The following is a 15,339-nucleotide window of genomic DNA, read 5'->3' on the forward strand; positions in this document are numbered from 1 at the left end:
GTCAGTGTCGAGTGTCGAACGTGCTCAGCCGACCTTTCCGACGCTGCAATCCTGCGCGGATGAGCCCATCCACATCCCCGGATCCATCCAGCCGCACGGGCTCATGATCGCCGTGCGTGAGGGCCGCGTCGCCGCCTGGAGCGAGAACGTCCCCGCGCTGCTCGGCCTGACCCCGGCGCTGGGCCAGCCCTGGTCCGAGCTTCCGCTCCCCGGCGCGTTGCATGGAGAGATCGACCGCCTGATGGACGAGGCCGCGCTCACGCCCGGCATGCCGACGTTCTGCGAGACCGACCTTGGCGGGCGTCCGCACGACGCCGTCGTCCACGTCCACGACCACCACACGCTGATCGAGATCGAGCCGCGGACGCAGCCGCTGTCGCCGCAGAGCTCGCAGGCCCGCGTCTATGAACGCATCCGCCGCGCCGTGTCGATGGAGGCGGTGCTGCAGGTCGCCGTTGACGCCATCCGCGCCTGGACCGGCTTCGACCGCGTGATGGCCTATCGCTTCCGTCATGACGAGAGCGGCGAGGTCGAGGCCGAAGCCAAGGCCGACACGCTGAGCTCCTACCTCGGTCTGCGCTACCCGGCCAGCGACATCCCCGCGCAGGCGCGCCGGCTGTACCTGCTCAACACGCTGCGCCTGATCCCGCATGTCAGCTACCGCGCGGTCGCGCTGGTCGGACATCCCGAGGCGCCGCCGCTGGACCTGACGCACTCGGTGCTGCGCAGCGTCTCGCCCATCCACGTCGAGTACCTGCACAACATGGGCGTGGGCGCGTCGATGAGCGTGTCCATCGTCGTCAACGACAAGCTCTGGGGCCTGATCGCCTGCCACCACATGAGCTCGCTGCACGTGCCCTACCCGGTGCGCTCGGATTGCGACGTGCTGGCCCACCTGCTGTCCTCGGCGATCGCGACCATCGAGGCCCGGGAATTCGCGCGCCGTCAGGGCGACACTGCCTCGCTGATCGCCGAGCTCGCCGCGGACCTCGCCATCGCCGACGACGCCGTCACCGCGATGCTGGCCCGGTCCGCGCGGCTGCGCGACGTGCTGCGGGCCGATGCGCTGGTGCTGGCGCAGCAGAGCAAGGTGGTGTCCGACGGCACGCTGCCGCAGGACCTGGCCGTGGCCATCGCCACGGCACCGTGGACCGGCGAGATGCCCGCGCTGCGCGCCTGCCTGGGCGATTGGCCCGACTCGATGCAGGACGCGCTCGGTCAATGGGTGGGCGCGATGTGTCTGCCCTTCGACGCGAGCAACGGCGGCCGCCTGATCGCGCTGCGCAAGGAGCAGCGCGAGACCGTGCGCTGGGCCGGCCAGCCCGACAAGGTCGTCGCCCGCGGTCCCAACGGCCCGCGGCTCACGCCGCGCGGCTCGTTCTCGGAGTGGCGCGAGCAGGTCAAGGACTGCGCCGAGCCCTGGACCGACACCGACGTGCGCTTCGGCAAGCAGCTGATGCTGGAGCTGCAACGCACGGCCGCGGCGCGCCATGCCGAAGTGGAGGCCGCGCGCCGCAACCTGCTCGCGATGCTGGGCCACGACCTGCGCGATCCGCTGCAGGCGATCCAGATGGTGGCCGGCGTGCTCAAGCGCGAGCCCGATCCTGCTCAGACCGGCCGCCTCGGGGCGCGCCTGGACGCCTCCAGCGGCCGCATGCATCGCCTGATCACGCAGGTGCTGGACTTCAGCCGCGCCGAGGTCGGCATGCCGCTTCGCGCCGATCAGCGTTCGGTGGACCTGGAGGCGCTGATGCAGGACCTGGTCGAGGAGGTCCGCACCGGCCATCCCGGCTTCGAGGTCGTGGCGCGCAGCGCCGGACCCGCGGCTGTGGATGGCGACGTGGTGCGGCTCGCGCAGGCGATGTCCAACCTGATCGCCAACGCGCGCAACTACGGCGCGCCGGGCCGGCCGGTGACGATCTCCCTGGCACCGGCACCGGGTGGCGGCCACCGCTTCAGCGTGGCCAACGAGGCCGAGGAGATCCCGGCGGCGATCGCCACCGAGCTCTTCGAGCCCTTCAAGCGCGGCCAGGAGCGCGGCGCCCACAACCGCAACGGCCTCGGACTCGGCCTGTACATCACGCGGCGCATCGTCGAGGAGCACGGCGGCACGCTGAGCTACCGCTTCGATCGGCCGCAGGTGATCTTCGAGTTCACCGTGGCCGCATCGGGCGCATCGAGTGCATCGAGCGCGCCAGGCGGGTCAGGCGCGGCGATCGGCGACTCCGCCGCCTGACTCAGCGCTCCTTGTCCAGCACGGCCCGGACGCTGGCGCCGAGTTCCTCCAGCGTGAAGGGTTTGCCCAGCAGGTCGACGCCCGCGTCCAGCACACCGTTGTGCACGACGGCGTTGCGCGTGTACCCGGTGGTGAACAGCACCTTCAGATCGGGCCGGCGGCGGCGGGCCTCGTCGGCGAGCTTGCGGCCGTTCATGCCCGGCATGACGACGTCCGCGAACATCAGCGCGATCTCCGGATGCGCATCCAGCAGGCGAAGCGCGGCCTCGGCACCGTCGGCCTCGAGCACGCGATAACCCAGCTCGCTCAGCGCGTCGACGGACATCGCGCGCACGGCGGCCTCGTCCTCGACGACCAGCACCGTCTCGCGGCCATCGGCGTGCGCGGTCAGCGGCGCCGGGCTGGTCTGCGCGTCCTCGTCCTGCGCGTGCAGCAGGCGCGGCAGGTAGATCTTCACCGTGGTGCCCTGCCCCGGTTCCGAATAGATCTTCACGTGGCCGCCGGACTGCTTCACGAAGCCATAGACCTGGCTCAGGCCCAGGCCGGTGCCGCGGCCGACCTCCTTGGTCGTGAAGAACGGATCGAAGGCGCGCGAGATGACCTCGGGCGTCATGCCGTTGCCGGTGTCGGTCACCGCGACCATCACGTACTGGCCGGGCAGCAGCCCGACCTGCTCGGCGGCGTAGCGGTCGTCGAGGAAGGCGTTGCCGGTCTCGATGGTCAGCCGTCCGCCATCGGGCATCGCGTCGCGGGCGTTGACCGCGAGGTTGAGGATCGCGTTCTCAAGCTGGTTCGGGTCGGCGTGGGTGCGCCACAGCCCGCCGGCCTGCACCGCCTCGAGCTGGATCGAGGCGCCCAGCGCGTGGCGCAGCAGGTCTGACATGCCCGACACGAGCCGATTGGCGTTGAGCGCCTCGGGCCGCAGCGGCTGTTGGCGCGAGAACGCGAGCAGCCGGTGCGTCAGTTGCGCGGCGCGCTTGGTGCCGTTGCGCGCGGCGTCCACGTAGCGCATCGCCAGCGGATCGTCCTGCAGGTACTTGCGCGCCAGCAGGTCCAGCGCGCTGACGACCACCGCCAGCATGTTGTTGAAGTCATGCGCGATGCCACCGGTCAACTGGCCCACGGCCTCCATCTTCTGCGACTGGCGCAGCGCCTCCTCGGTGCGCAGGCGATGGGCGAGCTCCTGCTCGACGCGGCGTTCCAGCGTGTCGTTGAGCTCTCGCAGCGCGCGGTCCGAGCGGTGGCGGCGCGTGACGTCCTGGAACAGCACGGCGACCTGCCGGCGCTCGGGCGGGTCGATGCGGAAGGCGGCGAGCTCCAGGTAGCGGCCCGTGCGCTCGAGCTCGCGCTCGAAACGCACCGGCACGCCGCTGGTGAGGACGTTGCGGTAGATCTCGACCCAGCCGTCGGCCTCGGCGGGCACCATCTCGCGCACCTTCTGGCCGACGACGTCGGGAATCCCCGCGTTGGCCGCGTAGGCCGGATTGGCCAGCACGTGGATGTAGTCGCTGAGCGGGCCATGCGGCCCGTCGAGGAACTCGATGACGCAGAAGCCCTCGTCCATGCGCTCGAACAGCGTGTGGAACTGCCGTTCGCTCTCGTCCAGGCGCTGCAGCTGGCGGACCTTCTCGGTGGTCTCCCACACATTGCAGATCAGACCTTGCACCGTCCCGGCGCTGTCGCGCAGCGGGGTGTAGGCGAAGGTGAACCAGGCGGGCTCCTCGAAGCCGTTGCGGCGCACGCGCAGCGGCAGGTCCTCGCGGTACAGCGCGCGCCCGGCCAGCGCGGTGTCGATCAGCGTGGACACGTCGGCCCAGACCTCGCCCCACACCTGCTGCAGCGGAGCGCCCATCGCGGCGGGATGCTTGCCGCCGAGCATCTCGGCGTAGGACGCGTTGTAGACCATCGCGAGCTCCGGGCCCCAGCCCAGCCACATCGGCATCAGCGAGTCCTGCATCAGCGAGACCGCGTTGCGCAGCGCCTCGGGCCAGGTCTCGGGCGAGCCGAGCGGCGATCTGGTCCAGTCGGTGGCGGCCAGCAGCTCGATCGAGCGCTCGCGGTGGTCGTCAATCATGAGGGGGCTCGGACATCGCCCTCCAACTGGGCGATCAGCCGCGGAGTATCGCAGCCTCAGTCGTAGTGTTCCGCGTCCGCGGGCGGCACGACCCAGGCGTGCTTGCGGCTCTCGTAGACGGACACGTTGGGCGTGGGGAACGTGGGATCCGCGAAGGCGCCGACGGGGATCGCGATGAACTCGGGAAAGGCTTCCATCTCGTAGAACACGGTGGTGCCGCAGGTCGCGCAGAAGTGGAAGTGGGCGCGCGTGCCCTCGTCGCCGGTGCGGGTGTAGACGGTGGAGCGCCCCGAGGTGACGACACCGCTGCGCGGGTATCGCGCCTGCTCGGCGAAGACGCTGCCCGAGCGCCGCTGGCAGGCCAGGCAATGGCAGATGGACACGCGGACCGGATCGCCGGTCACCTGCGCTGTCAATTGGCCGCAACTGCAGGCCGCGAGTCGTTGGGTCATGGGCGGGTCTCCGTGGACATCGTTGCGGGCTCAGGCCGCGGCATGGCAGACGAGCTCGATGTTGTGCCCGTCGGGATCGATCACGAACGCGGCGTAGTAGTTGGCGTGGTACTTCGGACGCAGCCCCGGCGGGCCGTTGTCCTTCGCGCCCGCGGCAAGCGCCGCGCGATGGAAGGCGTCGACCTGCGCGCGGGTCTGGGCGCGGAAGGCGATGTGCAGGTGGGCGGGTTGCTCGCGGGTCTCGAAGAGCACCAGCGACACGTCGCCGCTGTCGCAGATCTCCACACCGTAGCTGGGTTCGTCCTCGCCGACGACGACGGCGCCGATGGGCGCGAGCGCCTGCAGGTAGAAGGCCTTGCTGGCGGCGAAGTCGCGGACACCGAACTTGACGTGGTCGAACATGCAGTCTCCCCAATGCGGATGGGTCGACTCTAGGCCCATTCGGGCGCGGTCCTCAAAGTCACGCGAGCACCCCGTGGGCGGTGGGGGATTGACCGCTGCCGCTGAACAGCGCGTGCGGATCGTTGGACTCGGAGGTCGACGTCATGGGGACGCAGAATACAGCGGCGTTTTCCACCGCGACAGGACCATCGCATGACCGCTTCCGCACCGGCTGAGAGCACCTTCCTGACCCTGATCACCGGCGCGGGCCGTGGCATCGGCGCGGCGACCGCGCGGCTGCTCGCGCGCCAAGGGCATGACCTGGCCCTCAACTACCGCAGCGACCGCGCCTCGGCCGAGGCGCTGGCTGAGGAGCTCCGGGCGCTGGGCCGCCGCGTCGAGATCATCCAGGCCGATGTCGGCGATCCCGCGCAGGTCGCGGCGCTGTTCGACGCCGTCGATCGCCGGCTGGGCCGGCTGACCGGGCTGGTGAACAACGCGGGCATCGTGGCGCCCTCGGCCTCGCTGGACGGCCTGACGCCTGAGCGGCTGCGGCGCATGTTCGAGGTCAACGTCTTCAGCGTCATCCACTGCACGCAGCAAGCGCAGGCGCGCATGAGCACCCGCCACGGGGGTGCGGGCGGCGCGATCGTCAACGTGTCCTCGCGCGCGGCGCAGCGCGGCTCGGCCAATCTGTACAGCGACTACGCGGCGAGCAAGGCCGCCGTGGATGCGCTGACCTTGAGCCTGGGCCATGAACTGATCGCGCACGGCATCCGCATGAACGGCGTCCGGCCGGGCGTCATTGACACCGACATCCACGCCGACAGCCGGCCCGCCGAGGAACTCCCCGCGCTGCTGGCGGCGACAGCCCAGGGCATCCCGATCGGGCGGCTCGGCCAGGCGTCCGAGATCGCCGAGGCGATCGCGTGGCTGCTCTCGCCGGCGGCGAGCTACACGGTGGGCGCGATGCTGGACGTGGCCGGCGGGCGGTGAGCATGGCCACGCTGGCCGGCCCCTTCGGATTCACACCGGCGCGGACGTCCCCACTGCCTTCAATGCCGCGATCGCGGCCGTGTGGGCGTGCACCAGCGCCGGCGAGGCATCGAAGCGCTCGGCGTAGCGGCGCTTGAACGCATCGTCGCTGTCGCGATCCAGGCCGAGCAGGTCGCGGGCGCGCTGCGCGACCGCGAGCGGCGTGGCGTCGACCTCGGCGGCGCTGGCCGCGCCGTCGATGGCCTCGTCCAGCATCGTGATCAGGCGGCTCAGCGGCTCCAGCCAGCGCATCTCCTCGCCGAAGGCCATCACCTGGAGGAACTCGCCCGCGCTCTGCGGTCCGTGGCGCTGCTGGTAATCGCCCCGTTCGAGCTCAACAAGGGCGCGGTGCAGGTCCAGCAGGCTGCGGCGGAGGTGTTGGCAGGTCTCGGTGGTCATGGCGAAGGCGTGGCGCCGGCAAGGCGCGTTTGGGAGGCGGAAGCCTCAGCCTACCGCCAACGTCACAAACGCGCCTGCCCCGTTTGGGAGTGACCCCTCGAGGATTGCAAGCCCCTCGCCCGCGAAGCGGGAGAGGGGTTGGGGTGAGGGCTCGCGTGAGGGCACGGTGCCTTCGACGAGCCCTCACCCCCCGCCCTCTCCCGCTCCGCGGGCGAGGGAGCCTCATGCAGCCCGATTGAAACGGAAGCGCTCCGGCGACCGGGAGAAGGAATCAAGCCCCAAGATCTGGCGGCGTCATCAGCATGTCGGCCAACGGGCGCGCGTGGCGCCAGCCGGTTTCCTCCAGCATCGGCTGGTCGTAGAAGTCCGGCACCGGACCCAGGCACAGCAGGCCCAGGGGCGCTGAGCCCTCGGGCAGCGCCAGCGCTTGTGACAGCTCGTCCGGGTCGAACATCGACACCCAGCCCATGCCGAGATGCTCGGCGCGCGCGGCCAGCCACAGGTTCTGCACCGCGCAGGCGGCGGAGCTCCAGGCCATCTCGCGCGGCAGCGTGCGACGGCCGAAGACCGTGCCGTCGTCGGGCGCGAGCACGATCGCCAGCAGCTCCGCGCTGTCGCGCAGGCCCTCGACCTTGAGCCGCAGGAACTCCGCCGAGCGCTCGCCCAACGCGTCGGCCGTCCGTTGGCGTTCCGCCTCGACGATCGGCATCAGGCGCGCGCGCCAGGCGGGCGTGCTCAGCCGCATGAAGCGCCAGGGCTGCATCAGACCGACCGAAGGCGCCGCATGCGCGGCGCGCAGCAGCCGCTCAAGTTGCTCATCGGGCAAGGGGGCGGACGGCGTGAAATGGCGCATGTCGCGGCGCAACGCGATCGCGCGATAGACGGCCTCGCGCTCGGCGGCGTCGAAGCGGTGTTGGGAGTCGGTCATCGCCGCGGATTGTCGCCGCGGCGGCGATTCCAAGCGTCCCAGATCGCCCCGGCCCTACTCGGGAATCCGATTCACCAACGGTTCTCCGCGCTCGAAGGCGCTGAGGCTGGCGATCGTGGTCGCCATGATCTGGCCGATGGCCTCGACGGTGAAGAAGGCCTGATGCCCCGTGACGATCACGTTGGGGAAGGACACCAGCCGCTGGATCACGTCGTCGGTGATCACCGTCGACGACAGGTCCTGGAAGAACAGGCTCGCCTCCTGCTCGTAGACATCGATCGCCAGCCCGCCCAGTTGCCCGGTCTTGAGCGCCTCGGTCGCGGCCTCGGTGTCGATCAGCCCGCCGCGGCTTGTGTTCACGAGGATCGCCCCGCGCTTGAGCTGTGCCAGCGACGCCGCGTCCACGATGTGCGCGGTCTCCGGCGTCAGCGGGCAATGCAGCGACACCACGTCGGAGCGCGCCATCAGCGTCGGCAGGTCCACGTAACGACCGCCGAGCTGCTCGAACTCCGGCTTCTCGAACGCGTCGTGGCCCAGCACCGTGCAGCCGAAGCCCGCCATGATCCGCGCGAAGATCGTCCCGATCTTGCCGGTGCCGATCACGCCCACCGTCTTGCCGTGCAGGTCGAAGCCCATCAGGCCGTCGAGCTCGAAGTTGCCGTCACGCGTGCGGATGCTGGCGCGCACGATCTTGCGGTTGACCGCCAGCAACAGGCCCACCGCGAACTCCGCCACCGAGTGCGGCGAATAGTCGGTCACCCGCACGACCGCGATGCCCAGGGACTTCGCGGCCGCCGCGTCGATGTGGTTGAACCCGGTGGAGCGCGTCGCCACGATCCGCGTGCCCTGCGCCGCCAGGCGCTCCAGCACGGCGGCGTCCACCGCGTCGTTGACGAACACGCACACCGCCGCGCAGCCGCCGGCCAGCGATGCCGTCTCCACCGTCAACCGGTCCTGCACGAAGACCAGCTCATGGCCCGCGTCGCAGTTGGCCTGCTGGAGCAGCGTCTGGTCATACCGCCGCGTGCTGAAGACTGCCGTTTTCATGACTGCCCTTTCGCCCAAATCAGATCCGCTCGGTCACCACAGGCCCAGCACCCGCCACCACGCGATGCCGACGACCGCGAAGACCAGCAGCTCGAAGACGCACATCACCGCGCCCACGCGCCACCACTGGCCCATCGTCACGTAGCCGCTGCCGAAGATGATCGGCGAGGTGCCGGTCGCGTAATGCGTCAGCGTCATCATGATCGCGGAGCCCGCCGTCATCATCAGCAGGAAGGGCACGAGGAACTCGTGCGGAATCAACTGCGCGCCCACCGTCAGGAAGGCCAGCATCATCGCGCTGATGTGGGCGGTGGTGCTCGCGAAGAGGTAGTGCGAGAAGACGAAGACCGCGACCAGCACCGCCGCCACCGCCGCCCAGCCCAGGCCGCTCGCGACGATCGCGTCACGCATGCCCGTCGAGAACCACCCGATCACGCCCAGCTTGTTGAGCTGCTCGGCCAGCATCACCAGCGCGCCGAACCAGATCAGCGTGTCCCAGGCGCTCTTCTCGGACAGCACGTCGTCCCAGTCGATCGTGCCGGTGATGATCAGCGCGAACAGGCCGAGGAAGGCGACCACCGTCGGATCGAGCGTCCAGGCTGGCCCGCCGATCATCGCGGGCACGTTCGCCCACAGCAGCAGCATGCCGCCGAACACGCCCAGCATGACGCGCTCCTTGCCGCTGAGCGGGCCCATCCGTTCGAGCTCGCCCCGCGCGAAACGCACCGCGTCGGGCGTGGCCTTCAGCTCGGGCGGCGCCATCAGGAACACCACCAGCGGCATCGCCAGCAGCGCCACCAGCCCCGGCAGCAGCATGCACAGCGCCCAGGTCGTCCAGCTCAGGTGCAGCTGCTGGCCCGAGGCCTTGGCCACGTAGTCCACCACCAGCGGATTCGGCGCGGTGGCGGTCAGGAACATCGCTGACGTGATCGGGTTGGCGTGGTAGTTCACCAGCGCCAGGTAGGTGCCGACCTTGCCCTGCGTGCCCTTCTCCGGATCGGAGTCGAACGCTGCGGCGATCGACTTCATGATCGGATGCACGATGCCGCCGCCGCGCGCGGTGTTGCTCGGCGTGAACGGCGCGAGCACCAGCTCGCAGATCGCCAACCCGTAGCCGATGCCCACGGTGCGCTTGCCCATCAGCGCGATGAACATCAGCCCGATGCGGTTGCCCAGTCCGGTCTTCTTCAGCCCGCGCGAGATCAGCACCGCCACGACGATCAGCCAGATCAGCGGATTGGAGAAGCTGCTCAGCGCATCGGTGATCGCGCCCTTGGAGGTCGGCGACGTCACCTGTGACAGCGACAGGATGACGATGGCCATCATCGCCATCACGCCGATGGGCATCACCTTCAGGATGATGGCCACGATGGTGGTCAGGAAGATCGCCACCAGGCGCCAGGCCTGCGGCGTCAGCCCCTCGGGCACCGGCACCGCCAGCAGGCCCAGCAGCACCAGCGTGGTGATGAAGGCCGGCATCAGCCGGAACGGCACCGCCTGGGCGAAGTAGCGGACCATCGCGGTCACGCGGGACATCCATCGTGCTGTCATGCGCAGCGTCCTCCCTGGGATCGATGGGCGATTCAACCACGACGGCGTCCGACGAATCCAATCAACAGGCCGATCAACAGGGCGATCTCGTCAAGCTTGGCTTGCGCGGCAACGCCTGACCCCCTACCCTCGACGCCTTCGGATCCTCGGAAGCCCGCGCGATGGACGTGCTCGAACCTGTCGGTCGATTCCTGGCCTCGCAGCCGCTGCTGGCGCTGTTCCTGACGATCGCGGCCGGCTACTGGCTCGGTGCACGCAGCATCCGGGGCTTCGCGCTCGGATCGGGCGCGGTGCTGTTCGTGGGACTCGCCGTCGGCGCGGCGGCGCCGACGCTGCAGATCCCCGCGTTGATCGGCAACCTCGGCCTGATGCTGTTCCTCTACGGCGTGGGCATCGCCTACGGCGCGCAGTTCCTGCGCGGACTGACCAGCGCGCGCGGCGCCAAGGCCAATGCCGCGGCGCTCGCGGGCGTGCTCGCGGCGCTGGGCGTGATGCTCGCCGCCGTGCACTTCTGGCCCGGTGTCACGCTCGCCAAGGCGCTGGGCGCCTACGCCGGCGCGGGCACCAGCACCGCCGCGCTGCAGGCCGCGCTGGCCGTCTTCGGACCGACGCCGGCCACCGGCTACTCGGTCGCCTATCCGGTCGGCGTCGCCATCCCGATCATGCTGCTGGGGCTCTACAACGCCTGGCGCAAGCCGCGGCTGGTGCAGCCCGACAAGCCCTCGCTGCATGTCGAGGAGGTCGATGTCGAGGACGTCGCCGTGCTGGGCCGCACCGTCGGCGCCGTGGCGCAGACGCTGCCCGCGGGCGTGACGGTGTCGGCGGTGCGCCGCGATCATCACAACATCGGCGCCACCGACGCGCTGGAGCTGCGCCGCGGCGATGTGCTGCTGCTCACCGGCACCGATCCCGACGCGCTGCGCCGCGCGGCGATGCGCTTCGGGCACACGCAGCCGGGCCGCATGCTGCGCGATCGCGGCGACCTGGACTATGAGCGCTTCTTCGTCTCCAACCCGCAGGTCGCGGGACGGCGGCTGGGCGATCTCGCGCTGCCGGCCGAGGCCGACGCACGGGTGCTGCACCTGCGCCGCAGCGACGTGGACCTCGCCCCGCATGCGGACCGCGTGCTGGAGTTCGGCGACCGCGTCGGCCTGATGGCGCCGCGCGCGAGCTTCCCGGCGCTGGGCCGCTTCTTCGGCGACTCGGTCAAGGGCACCGGCGAGATCGGCTACATCGGCCTGGGCGTGGGCGTCACGCTGGGCCTGGCGCTGGGCGCGATCGTCTGGACGATCCCGGGGCTGGGCCGCTTCTCGCTGGGCTTCGCGGGCCTGCTGCTCGTCGCGCTGCTGCTGGGCTGGCGCCGCCGCACCGGGTCGCTGCAGTGGGCGATGCCGATCTCGGCCAACCTCGTGCTGCGCAACTTCGGGCTGACCGTGTTCCTCGCGGTGGTGGGCCTTTCCTCGGGCGCGACCTTCGCCGCCACCATCGCGCAAAGCGGCTGGACCTACCTGCTGCTGGGCAGCGCGATCGTCGCGGTGCTCACGGCGGTCACGCTGGGGCTGGCGCTGTGGGTCTTCCGGCTGCCGTTCGACGCGGCCGCCGGCATCGTCGCCGGTGCCACCGGCAACCCCGCGATCCTGGCCTTCGGCAACCGGATCGCGCCCACCGACCAACCCGACATCGGCTACGCGATGATCTTTCCGTCGATGACCCTCGTGAAGATCCTGCTGGTGCAGATCGTCGCGGTGATGGCGGCCTGATGCGGTGCCCGCGACCCTCGCCTGGACCGGCGGATGCCCGCCGACTTGACTCGAATCATTCCTGGAAGTTATGATTAGCGCTTAAATGTCGGTCAAATTGATATGTTGACCGCCCTCGCACTACTCGCGGAGCGCTGACTCCCGTCGCGGTGCAGGTTCGCCGCCGGGCCATGCCCCGGCATCTCCGGCCGGACTTTCCGGCCCCACTGCCACGCCAGACTCCCCGGACGTCGCCCCTCGACCAGGCCCGACGACCGCGATCCGAGTCCTCCAGCGGGCACTGGCCCCTTGCCTTCGCTTTCCGCCGTGCCCGTCTGGCAGCCCTTCGAGGCCCGCCGGGGCCGCCGCGCGCGCTCGTTCCGGCTCCTCGTCCCCCAGGCTGATGGCGTGACCGCGGCGTGCCGCCGCGAGAAAGGAGTCATCGCTCATGGCCAAGGGCATCCACATCGACCACGTCTTCAAGGTCTTCGGCGAACGTCCCGCCCAAGCGCTCGCGCTGGTGAAGGACGGTCTGGACAAGCAGGAGATCCTCGCCCGCACCGGGCAGTCGATCGGCGTCTTCGACGCGAGCTTCGAGATCCACGCCGGCGAGATCTTCGTCGTCATGGGCCTGTCGGGCTCGGGCAAGTCCACGCTGGTGCGGCTGCTCAACCGGCTGATCGAACCCACCGCCGGGCGCATCGTGATCGACGGCGAGGACATCAACGCCTATTCCGACGCCCAGCTGCGCGCGCTGCGCCGCAAGGACTTCGGCATGGTGTTCCAGTCCTTCGCGCTGATGCCGCACATGACCGTGCGCGACAACACCGCCTTCGGGCTGGAGCTCGCCGGCGTGGGCCGCCGTGAGCGGCTGGCTCAGGCCGACGAGGCGCTGGCGCTGGTGGGCCTGGCGGGCTGGGGCGAGAAGTACCCCGACGAGCTCTCCGGCGGCATGCAGCAGCGCGTCGGCTTGGCGCGCGCGCTGGCGGCCGATCCCGCCATCCTGCTGATGGACGAGGCCTTCTCGGCGCTCGATCCGATCATCCGCGCCGAGATGCAGTCCGAGCTGCTGCGGCTGCAGCAGGTGCGGCGACGCACGATCGTGTTCATCTCGCATGACCTCGACGAGGCGATGCGCATCGGCGACCGCATCGCCATCATGAAGGACGGTCACGTGGTGCAGGTCGGCACGCCCGCGGAGATCCAGCGCGATCCCGCCGACGATTTCGTGCGCAGCTTCCTGAACGCCGGCCGGCGCGTCGCGGAGGTCGCATGAACGAGGACCTTCACACGCCGACCCTCGCCGCTCAGCCCACCGCCCCGATCGATCCCTGGCAGGCGATGAGCGCCGCGCCCGAACCGTCCACGGCCAACGCCTGGCTGGACGCGCCCGCTCAAGCGGCCCATGGCGCGGCCGCTCACGCCGCCGCTCATTCCGCCGCTCATGCCGACGCTGCCGGCTTCCACCTGCAGCAACTCTGGGACGGCTCGCTGCCGATCGCGTCCTGGATCAATCACGGGCTGGGTTGGGCCGTGGAGCAGGCGCGCCCGTTCTTCCAGACCGCGCGCGTGCCCATCGACGCGACGCTCGGCGGCATGCAGTCGATGCTGACCGGCCTGCCCGCGCTGCCGACGATCGGCGTGCTGGGCCTGCTGGCCTGGCAGTTCGCCGGCGCGCGCGTGGCGATCTGCACCGCGCTGTCGATGCTGGTCATCGCGATGCTGGGCATCTGGCCTGAGGCGATGGTGACCTTGTCGCTGGTGCTGACCTCGCTCGTGTTCTGCGTGCTGATCGGCCTGCCACTGGGCGTGCTGCTGGCCGGCAGCAATCGCGCGCAGCGCTGGATGCGGCCCTGGCTGGACGCGATGCAGACCACGCCCGCCTTCGTCTACCTGGTGCCGGTGGTGATGCTGTTCGGCATCGGCGACGTGCCCGGCGTGATCGTCACCATCGTCTTCGCGATCGCGCCGCTGGCCCGGCTCACCAGCCTGGGCCTGCGCCAGGTGCCCGAGGACCTCGTGGAGGCCGCGCGCTCCTTCGGCGCGTCGCCCTGGCAGATGCTCGTGAAGGTGCGCCTGCCGCTGGCGATGCCGTCCATCCTCGCGGGCGTGAACCAGGCGCTGATGCTGTCGCTGTCGATGGTCGTCATCGCGTCGATGATCGCCGTGGGCGGTCTGGGCCAGATGGTGCTGCGCGGCATCGGCCGCCTGGACATGGGCCTGGCGACGATCGGCGGCGTGGGCATCGTGCTGCTGGCCATCACGCTGGACCGGCTCACGCAGGCGGTGGCGCGACCGCGCCGCGGCCATGCGCGCTGGTGGCGCACGGGGCCGGTCGGCTTCATCGGCCGCGCGCTGCGGCCGGTCTCGGCCACCGCGTTGCGCGCCGCGACGGCGCTGCTCGTCGCGCTGGGCGCCACTTCCCAGGCCCGAGCCGAGGAACTCACCCCGCCGCCGCTGCCTGCGACGCCGCACGTGGCCCCCGCCACCCTGCCCGGTCAGGGCGTGACGGTGCAGCCGCTCAAGAGCTCGCTGGCGGAAGAGGCCTTCCAGACGCTGCTCGTGTCGCGCGCGCTGGAGCGGCTGGGCTACACGGTCCAGCCGATGAAGGACCTCGAACCCGCCACCGAGCATCTGGCCATTGCCAACGGCGACGCCACCTTCATGGCCAACCATTGGCGCCAGCTGCACGCGGACTTCTACCGCAACAGCGGCGGCGACGCGCGGCTCGTGCGCGGCGGCAGCTACGCCGAAGGCGCCGTGCAGGGCTACCTGATCGACCGCAAGACCGCCGAGCAATACGGCATCACGCGCATCGACCAGCTGAAGGATCCGGCGATCGCCAAGCTCTTCGACGCCGATGGCGACGGCAAGGCCGACCTCACCGGCTGCAATCCCGGCTGGGGCTGCGAGCTCGCCATCGAGCGCCATCTGCAGGCCTATGGATTGCGCGGCAGCGTCACGCATCGGCAGGGCAGCTATGCCGCGCTGATGGCCGACACCATCGCGCGCTTCAAGGAGGGCAAGCCCGTCCTGTACTACACCTGGACGCCGTACTGGGTCAGCGCGGTGCTGCGCCCCGGGCGCGACGTCGTGTGGCTGCAGGTGCCGTTCTCGGCCTCGGTCGACGGTGCCGACACGCGGCTGTCCAACGGCCGCAACTACGGCTTCCAGGCGGACGAGGAGCAGATCGTCGCCAACCGCGCCTTCGTCGAGCAGAACCCGGCGGCGGGCCGGCTCTTCGCGGCGATGCGCCTGCCCATCGGCGACATCAATGCGCAGAACCTGCGCATGAGCGAGGGCGCCGATTCGGCCGCCGACATCGAACGCCATGTCGACGGCTGGATCCGCGCGCACCAGGCGGTCTTCGACGGATGGATCGCGAGCGCGCGGGGCGACACCGGCAGCGCTGGCAGTGCGGGCAGCACGGGCGACGCAGGCGTCGCGGGCGAACAGCAACTCAAAACCTCCGAATGAGGCGCCCTGCAGCGCGCTGA

Annotated in this window: 10 protein-coding genes and 2 pseudogenes; 5 read left to right on the top strand and 7 right to left on the bottom strand. The window is 70.4% G+C overall.

Annotation, left to right across the window (positions count from 1 at the left end; translation table 11 throughout):
• Nucleotides 1-4 precede the first annotated feature (4 nt).
• Entirely contained in the window at nt 5-2,236 is a 2,232-nt protein-coding gene (locus tag ACNI65_RS11180) for an ATP-binding protein (RefSeq protein ID WP_416763066.1), read from the top strand.
• A gap of 1 nt (nt 2,237) precedes the next feature.
• Here the strand turns inward: ACNI65_RS11180 and ACNI65_RS11185 are convergent, their stop codons facing one another.
• The 3 genes from ACNI65_RS11185 to ACNI65_RS11195 are packed head-to-tail and all read right to left on the bottom strand — an operon-like array spanning nt 2,238 to nt 5,164.
• Nucleotides 2,238-4,310: an ATP-binding protein gene (locus ACNI65_RS11185; RefSeq protein WP_416763067.1), complete on the bottom strand. Its 2,073-nt coding sequence runs from the start codon at nt 4,308-4,310 to the stop codon at nt 2,238-2,240.
• 56 nt (nt 4,311-4,366) lie between these two features.
• Complete coding sequence (locus tag ACNI65_RS11190; RefSeq protein ID WP_416763069.1) at nt 4,367-4,762, bottom strand: GFA family protein; 396 nt, start codon at nt 4,760-4,762, stop codon at nt 4,367-4,369.
• A 30-nt stretch (nt 4,763-4,792) separates the two neighbouring features.
• Entirely contained in the window at nt 4,793-5,164 is a 372-nt protein-coding gene (locus ACNI65_RS11195) for a VOC family protein (protein ID WP_416763070.1), read from the bottom strand.
• Nucleotides 5,165-5,356: 192 nt separating this feature from the next.
• On the opposite strand from ACNI65_RS11195, the gene ACNI65_RS11200 reads away from it, so the two are divergent.
• A complete protein-coding gene (locus tag ACNI65_RS11200) occupies nt 5,357-6,139 on the top strand; it encodes an SDR family oxidoreductase (RefSeq protein ID WP_416763072.1) in 783 nt (260 codons plus the stop codon).
• A gap of 30 nt (nt 6,140-6,169) precedes the next feature.
• On the opposite strand, the gene ACNI65_RS11205 is transcribed toward ACNI65_RS11200, so the two are convergent.
• From ACNI65_RS11205 to ACNI65_RS11220, 4 genes are all read right to left on the bottom strand, one after another.
• Nucleotides 6,170-6,577, bottom strand: a complete 408-nt coding sequence (locus ACNI65_RS11205; protein WP_416763073.1) for a hypothetical protein — start codon at nt 6,575-6,577, stop codon at nt 6,170-6,172.
• Nucleotides 6,578-6,848: 271 nt separating this feature from the next.
• The gene (gene bluB / locus ACNI65_RS11210) at nt 6,849-7,505 is read right to left on the bottom strand and encodes a 5,6-dimethylbenzimidazole synthase (RefSeq protein WP_416763075.1); all 657 of its coding nucleotides are present in this window, start codon (nt 7,503-7,505) and stop codon (nt 6,849-6,851) included.
• Nucleotides 7,506-7,559: 54 nt separating this feature from the next.
• Nucleotides 7,560-8,552 (bottom strand): 2-hydroxyacid dehydrogenase, encoded by a 993-nt coding sequence (locus ACNI65_RS11215; protein WP_416763076.1) that lies wholly within the window; start codon nt 8,550-8,552, stop codon nt 7,560-7,562.
• Nucleotides 8,553-8,585: 33 nt separating this feature from the next.
• Nucleotides 8,586-10,088: a DASS family sodium-coupled anion symporter gene (locus tag ACNI65_RS11220; protein ID WP_416763607.1), complete on the bottom strand. Its 1,503-nt coding sequence runs from the start codon at nt 10,086-10,088 to the stop codon at nt 8,586-8,588.
• Nucleotides 10,089-10,264: 176 nt separating this feature from the next.
• On the opposite strand from ACNI65_RS11220, the gene ACNI65_RS11225 reads away from it, so the two are divergent.
• The 3 genes and pseudogenes from ACNI65_RS11225 to proX form a co-directional block, all read left to right on the top strand.
• A complete protein-coding gene (locus ACNI65_RS11225) occupies nt 10,265-11,863 on the top strand; it encodes an aspartate:alanine exchanger family transporter (protein WP_416763077.1) in 1,599 nt (532 codons plus the stop codon).
• A 427-nt stretch (nt 11,864-12,290) separates the two neighbouring features.
• Nucleotides 12,291-13,085 (top strand): annotated as a pseudogene (locus ACNI65_RS11230) (quaternary amine ABC transporter ATP-binding protein); the annotation flags it as partial.
• A 29-nt stretch (nt 13,086-13,114) separates the two neighbouring features.
• A pseudogene (gene proX / locus ACNI65_RS11235) lies at nt 13,115-15,232 on the top strand (glycine betaine/L-proline ABC transporter substrate-binding protein ProX); the annotation flags it as partial.
• Between the last annotated feature and the right edge of the window lie 107 nt (nt 15,233-15,339).

The organism is Roseateles sp. So40a (assembly GCF_048081605.1).
In the GTDB taxonomy this organism is placed as follows: Bacteria; Pseudomonadota; Gammaproteobacteria; order Burkholderiales; family Burkholderiaceae_C; genus Roseateles.